We start from the raw sequence: 5,532 nt of genomic DNA, 5'->3' as shown, positions 1-5,532 counted from the left end.
CGGCGGCGACAGGCCTCGGCCAATTCTCGGCCCGCATCGGTTAGAAATATTGCGCGGTAACGCTCCCGCCGCACCAAACCAGCAGCCTTGAGTCGGGAGATGTTCTTGGTCACTGTTGGAGATTTCACGCCAAGCCGCTCGGCGATTTCGACCGGCCTAGCCTCCCCCCGCAACTCGATCAGCTCTGCGATCAGTTCCACATAATCCTCCGCCATTTCGCTTTCATGTGCTCGGCGCACAGTCGCGAAACCCTTAGCCTGCGCTTCGGGAGCTCTCTCGACAGTCTCGAACGCCTCGCGTTCGTATGATTGTAGCTTCGACATGTCCGGACATTGCAACGAATAACTAAAATTGACAATCTAATTAGCCTAGAATACCTAAGTTAGACGAGTCTAAGTTTTAGCGCTGGAGGCTATGGTGATAAAAAATCTTTCGAGGCTGCTGCTAACCGCTGCAAGCGCGGTCCTGCTGTCCGGACCCGGGGGGGCGACGCCTGTCAAAGAGGCTCCGTGGCTTCCTGAGGCGGCAGCCTATCGGCTGACACTTTTTCTTGGAAATCTCGCGCCAGTGCCTTGGGACGACATCGAGACCGCTTGGACAGAACCTCACCGGGGTTCGGAATTCTCGACCGGCGCGTTGGAGTGGGTGGACCGCAAAAGCGGTATCAAGCCGGATGGTATCCTTGACGCCATGGCACGTGAAGACCGGCAAGCAGTTTTCACAGAGGCCACTCGTCTTGTAGCGCTTAGGATCGAAGAGGAATTGGACCGGGCTCTCGCAGCCGAAGAGCCTGCAAAGGCGCGCCAGGCTCTGCGAACGGCAGGCGAGCTCTACCGTGCGTTTGAGGATGGTATCGCGGCAGCCGACCCCGAAGCAGCAAGACGTATCGGCCTCGCTTGGCTGGAACTTAACAGTAGCACGGGGTCCGCTGGTCTTCTCGGCGCTGGCGCCTTTTCCGCGGATCGCGACACGCTGGAGGCCGCGCGCGCAGTCATTTCCAGCTATCTCGCGGAAAATTACCTCTTAGCCAACTATGCTCCACGTCAGACACTGAGTGCCCTGCCCGAAACCGCTGTGTTCGCCGACGCACTATCGAGGTGCCGCCAAGCTTGCCGCCTGGCTCCGACATCTTCGATCAGGACCCGCTGCCATTGCTTGTCCTCAACTTCGAGGAACAAGGTATCGACGAGACCGATCTGCCCTTGGTGGCTTATGGCGACATGCTTTTCGACAGCCCGCAGATATTCGGAAATCCTGCGCGAAACCTCGGGATCGCCTGTTCGACCTGTCACAATCGCTCGGATGTGAACCAGCGCCTCTTCATCCCGGGCGCCAGCCACCAACCCGGTGCCATCGACGTCGATGGCGCGTTCTTTAATCCTATCTTCAACGACCGGCGCGACGACCCGATCGACATTCCGAGCCTGCGCGGGCTGCGCTTCACCGGGCCTTATGGTCGCGATGGGCGCTTTGCCTCTCTGCGCGACTTCAGCCGGAACGTGATCGTCAATGAATTTGGCGGCGCGGAGCCGACGCCCTTGATGCTCGACGCGCTGGTAGGATACATGCTCGAGTTCGACTTCCTACCAAACTCTAAGCTGAATGCGGATGGTACGCTGTCCGAGGCAAACCCGGACGCGGCGCACCGAGGCGAGGCTATTTTTAATCGGCCTTTCGCTGGGCTAGGCGATCGCTCCTGCGCTAGTTGCCACGTGCCTGACGCAAATTTCCTCGATCGGCAAGCCCATGACATTGGATCGGTCTCGCCGGCATATAGTGGCGCGCGCGCAGGCGCGCTGGATACGCCGTCCTTGCTGGGAACCGCATATACCGCCCCCTATTTTCACGACGGTTCGCTGTCGACGTTGGCCGCCGTTGTTGAGTGGTTCGATGAGACGAAATCGCTTGGGCTATCAGAGACGGAACGGACTGAACTGACCGCGTATCTGGAGACTGTAGGGTCGGCAGACGAGCCTTACGAGAAGTTCGACGCAGAGAACACCGCCTTTCGCCTGACATTTGCCGAATTGGCGACATTTGCATCGACGCTCGACACGCTTCTGCCCCGACGTGACGCAGAGCACATCCTGCTGCTGACCGATACTGTCGCTGCGGACCTCGCCGCAGACGCGAGCACCATGTCGAACCTGACCGCACGGCCCGAAGTCTATGCCTTGGCCGAGCGTCTTGCCGCAGTCGGCGATGCAGTCCGTGACGACGACTGGGGGGCCGCCGAAGCAAGTTGGACCGCGTTCAAGACCGAAGCCGACGCGATCGAAGAGAGGGCATTCTGATGGAATTCTACCTAACCCGCAGAAATATGCTGGCCTTGGCCAGTGCAGGCGCGATCTCGCTGGCCTCCCCGCTGACCGCACAAGACACTCCCTTGCGGCTTGCTTTCATTCCGCAGGAGAATCCCGACAAGCTCTTAGGCGACATTGAGGCCATCACAAGATGGCTATCCGAACAGATTGGCGTTCCCGTGGAAGGCTTCGTCACCATCGACCATGCTGCGGCTGTCGAGGCACTTCGCAACGGAGATGCAGACGTCTCCTTCATGGGCGCATTGCCTTTCGTTCTGGCGGAGGCGGAAATTGGCGCGGTACCTCTCTTGTCTGAGGTCTACCGGGGCGCGTCAAGTTACACAGGACGCATTTTTGTCCGCCGCAACAGCGGTATCGAAACGCTGGCAGACCTGCGCGGGCGCGATATCGCCTTTGCCGACCCGATCTCTGAATCAGGTTATCTTTATCCTCTTTCCGAATTCGTTAAGGCCGGGCTAATTGAGGGTCCTGGCGCAGCGGAGAAATTCTTCGGCCGCGTGTTCTTTGCGGGAGGCTACCAGCAAGCCATGCAGGCTATGGCCGAAGGTCTGGTCGATGCCGCCGGTGCCAGTCAGTATGCGGATTTGTTGTTGACCCCACAACAGCAGGCCGAGGTGACTTGGCTCGTAGAAAGCGCGCCGATTCCAAGTCACCTTGTGATCGCACGCCCAGAACTCGATGCCGCCCTGCAAGCTCGTTTTGTTGACGTCATGCTGAAGCTCAACGAACCGAAGCACCGCGACAAATTGAGCTATCTTTACGGACCAGATGGCTACGTCAGGGCAGACGGCACCGCGTATGAAGGCGTACGCGATATGGCAAAGAAATACGGGCTGTTACGATGAGCATGGCTATCGAAATAGACGATCTGAGTTATGTCCATAAGGGCGCACAGCTACCAGCGTTGGAACGAGTCTCATTTCGGATCCCGGCGGGCGAGTGTGTCGCTTTACTGGGCCCATCCGGGGCGGGCAAAACGACGTTGCTGGCGCTGCTCGACGGTAGGATTCAGGGATGGCGCGGGCGCGTTTCTGTCTTGGGTGCGCCGCTCAATCCCGACCGCCCACCACCCCGAGCTCGCCGTCCTGATACCGGTTTCGTGTTTCAGGAATTCGCCCTCGTAGAACGCTCCACGGCACTACGCAACGTGCTCAACGGCCGCCTGGGGCGGATGTCACCTTTCCACGCAGTACTGGGATCGCCAATGGCTCACGATCTCGATATTGCCCGCACAGCACTCGCCGATTGCGGCATCGCAGAACTCGCGGAACGCCGTGTCGACAGTCTCAGCGGAGGACAGCGACAGCGCGTGGCTATTGCGCGATGTCTGGCGCAGGAACCACGGCTGATCCTCGCCGACGAGCCAGTGAGCAACCTCGACCCCGCCCGCGCTGGAGAGGTTCTGGGGTTGATGACCAAGGCGGCGCGAGCGCGTGATGCAACAGCGCTATTCTCCTCGCACCAACCCGATCTGGCGCGGCGTTTTGCAGGGCGCATCATCGGCATACGAGAGGGGCGGATCGCGTTTAACGTGCCAACGTCCGAGTTGAAAGACGATGCGACTGCCGAACTCTATCGGGGGTCAGGACCGACGCCGGAACTCGGTCCCCGGGCGGTGTTATGATGGCCCCCCGCGACTTCGGCGGCTTCGTCACCAGTTCGCTGATCGCTATTGCCATCCTATGGTCCCTCGTCACAACCGATGTCGAGTTGTCGCGTCTTGCTTCGGCCGGTCCACGGATTACCGACTTTATCGGCCGGATGTTCCCGCCCGATCCGACAGTGATGACCGAGATCAAAAAAGGCAGCGCAGAGACACTAAGAATAGCAATCCTCGGCTCCCTCGGCGCAGTGCTGCTGTCGACCCCTCTGGCTATTCTCGCGTCCGAAACCATGGTTTCGCGTGCGGTGTTCGGGCCGGTCCGCGCGCTGCTGGCCTTTATCCGGGCGGTACCGCTGATCCTCGTGGCCATGCTCATGGTGGGCGCGGTCGGGCTCGGGCCGCTGCCCGGCATCATCGCAGTTGCCTTTCATGCCACTGGGATGCTCGCTAAATTCTATGCCGAGGCGATCGACGGCGTATCTCGCGCCCCCATCGCAGCACTTGAAAGTGCAGGGGCTGGACCGCTCGTGCGGCTCAGACATGCGATTTGGCCACAGATGGCCCCAGTCATCGCCCGCGACACGATTTTCCGGTTCGAACTGAACCTGCGTGAGTCGTTGGTCCTCGGCATCGTCGGCGCGGGCGGGATCGGCTTTTACATCCAGACCTACATCCGCTCTTTTCAGTATGACAAGGCGGCCAGCGTCACGATTGCCGTCGTCGGCCTAGTCATCGTCATCGAGGCGATCAACATCACGCTGCGTCGTCGATTTACCTAACCATCAAGCATAAATGTCGATCGGTGTTCCATTTTTCACCATTGCGTAGATTTCCTCGATCTGACGGTCCGTTACGGCGATGCATCCTGCGGTCCAGTCACGCTTGTTCATCGGGTCGATCCCCTTGCGTGGCCCACCGTGAATAAAAATATCGCCACCCGGCGACTTTCCTTGGGACTCAGCAAAGGCAATATCCGCCGCGTTGGGATATGAGATGCCGATGGAGAGGTGGAAGAGGCTGTCCGGGTTGCGTCGGTCAATCACGTAGGTGCCTTCTGGCGTACGGCCGTCTCCCTCGAACTGTTTGTGACCCTGGGGCGCGAAGCCCAATCCGATGGGAAATGTACGCAAAACGCCCGCCTTCCCGTCAAGGACGAGCAACCGCTGTGCCTTGTACATGCGAAGACGGGTTACTTTGGGTCCGTTGTAGGTCCGGAACTTATCTGCACAGCCTGACAGGAAGGCAGCCAACCCACTTAGAATAAAGACCCGTCGTGGAAAATTGGTAGTCATTACTGCTTGATGCCCCTTTCGTGAGGTCTGATGTGTTTTAGGCGTTACTTAACCGCAAATGCCGGATCAATGACCGTGCGCGAGTGCTCCCTTTGCCATATTCTCGCCCACCGGTTCACCGCCCGAAGGCCCGCCCTTGATCTGATAGCCGTTCAAAAGCCGCAGTGCATTGGCGACCACCAACAGGGATACGCCCACATCCGCAGCGATGGCGCCCCACATAGAGGCCATGCCGAACGCGGTCAGCCCGACGAACAGCGCTTTGGTCGCCAACGATATACCAATATTCTGGTGGATGATCGACATGGTCCGG

Annotated in this window: 6 protein-coding genes and 1 pseudogene; 4 read left to right on the top strand and 3 right to left on the bottom strand. The window is 59.3% G+C overall.

Annotation, left to right across the window (positions count from 1 at the left end; translation table 11 throughout):
• Positions 1-323, bottom strand: a 323-nt coding sequence (locus tag BLS57_RS19425) for a MarR family transcriptional regulator (RefSeq protein WP_093744241.1), incomplete at its 3' end; no start/stop codon positions are given.
• A 786-nt stretch (positions 324-1,109) separates the two neighbouring features.
• Between BLS57_RS19425 and BLS57_RS20010 the strand changes: the two genes are divergently transcribed.
• Genes BLS57_RS20010 through phnE form a run of 4 tightly spaced genes read left to right on the top strand, consistent with a single transcriptional unit; the run spans position 1,110 to position 4,706 of the window.
• A complete protein-coding gene (locus tag BLS57_RS20010; RefSeq protein WP_244153746.1) occupies positions 1,110-2,294 on the top strand; it encodes a cytochrome c peroxidase in 1,185 nt (394 codons plus the stop codon).
• The gene (locus BLS57_RS19415) at positions 2,294-3,169 is read left to right on the top strand and encodes a phosphate/phosphite/phosphonate ABC transporter substrate-binding protein (RefSeq protein WP_093744240.1); all 876 of its coding nucleotides are present in this window, start codon (positions 2,294-2,296) and stop codon (positions 3,167-3,169) included. The genes BLS57_RS20010 and BLS57_RS19415 overlap by 1 nt, the downstream gene beginning before the upstream one ends.
• Complete coding sequence (locus tag BLS57_RS19410) at positions 3,166-3,948, top strand: phosphonate ABC transporter ATP-binding protein (protein ID WP_093744239.1); 783 nt, start codon at positions 3,166-3,168, stop codon at positions 3,946-3,948. Before BLS57_RS19415 ends, BLS57_RS19410 begins: the two co-directional genes overlap by 4 nt.
• Positions 3,945-4,706, top strand: coding sequence for a phosphonate ABC transporter, permease protein PhnE (gene phnE / locus BLS57_RS19405; protein WP_244153745.1), 762 nt, complete (start codon positions 3,945-3,947; stop codon positions 4,704-4,706). The genes BLS57_RS19410 and phnE overlap by 4 nt, the downstream gene beginning before the upstream one ends.
• 3 nt (positions 4,707-4,709) lie before the next feature.
• On the opposite strand, the gene BLS57_RS19400 is transcribed toward phnE, so the two are convergent.
• Positions 4,710-5,219, bottom strand: coding sequence for a L,D-transpeptidase family protein (locus tag BLS57_RS19400; protein ID WP_067264398.1), 510 nt, complete (start codon positions 5,217-5,219; stop codon positions 4,710-4,712).
• Positions 5,220-5,285: 66 nt separating this feature from the next.
• Positions 5,286-5,532: pseudogene (locus tag BLS57_RS19395) on the bottom strand (heavy metal translocating P-type ATPase); the annotation flags it as partial.

The organism is Sulfitobacter delicatus (assembly GCF_900102535.1).
Taxonomy (GTDB): domain Bacteria; phylum Pseudomonadota; class Alphaproteobacteria; order Rhodobacterales; family Rhodobacteraceae; genus Sulfitobacter; species Sulfitobacter delicatus.
Note: the sequence above shows the minus strand (reverse complement) of the source record. Positions and strands in the feature narration are given on the sequence as shown.

What these genes read in the sequence shown, in the direction of transcription:
- BLS57_RS19415 (WP_093744240.1), top strand. Translation starts at nt 2,294, where the DNA reads ATGGAATTCTACCTAACCCGCAGAAATATGCTGGCCTTGGCCAGTGCA.
- BLS57_RS19410 (WP_093744239.1), top strand. Translation starts at nt 3,166, where the DNA reads ATGAGCATGGCTATCGAAATAGACGATCTGAGTTATGTCCATAAGGGC.
- phnE (WP_244153745.1), top strand. Translation starts at nt 3,945, where the DNA reads ATGATGGCCCCCCGCGACTTCGGCGGCTTCGTCACCAGTTCGCTGATC.
- BLS57_RS19400 (WP_067264398.1), bottom strand. Translation starts at nt 5,219, where the DNA reads ATGACTACCAATTTTCCACGACGGGTCTTTATTCTAAGTGGGTTGGCT.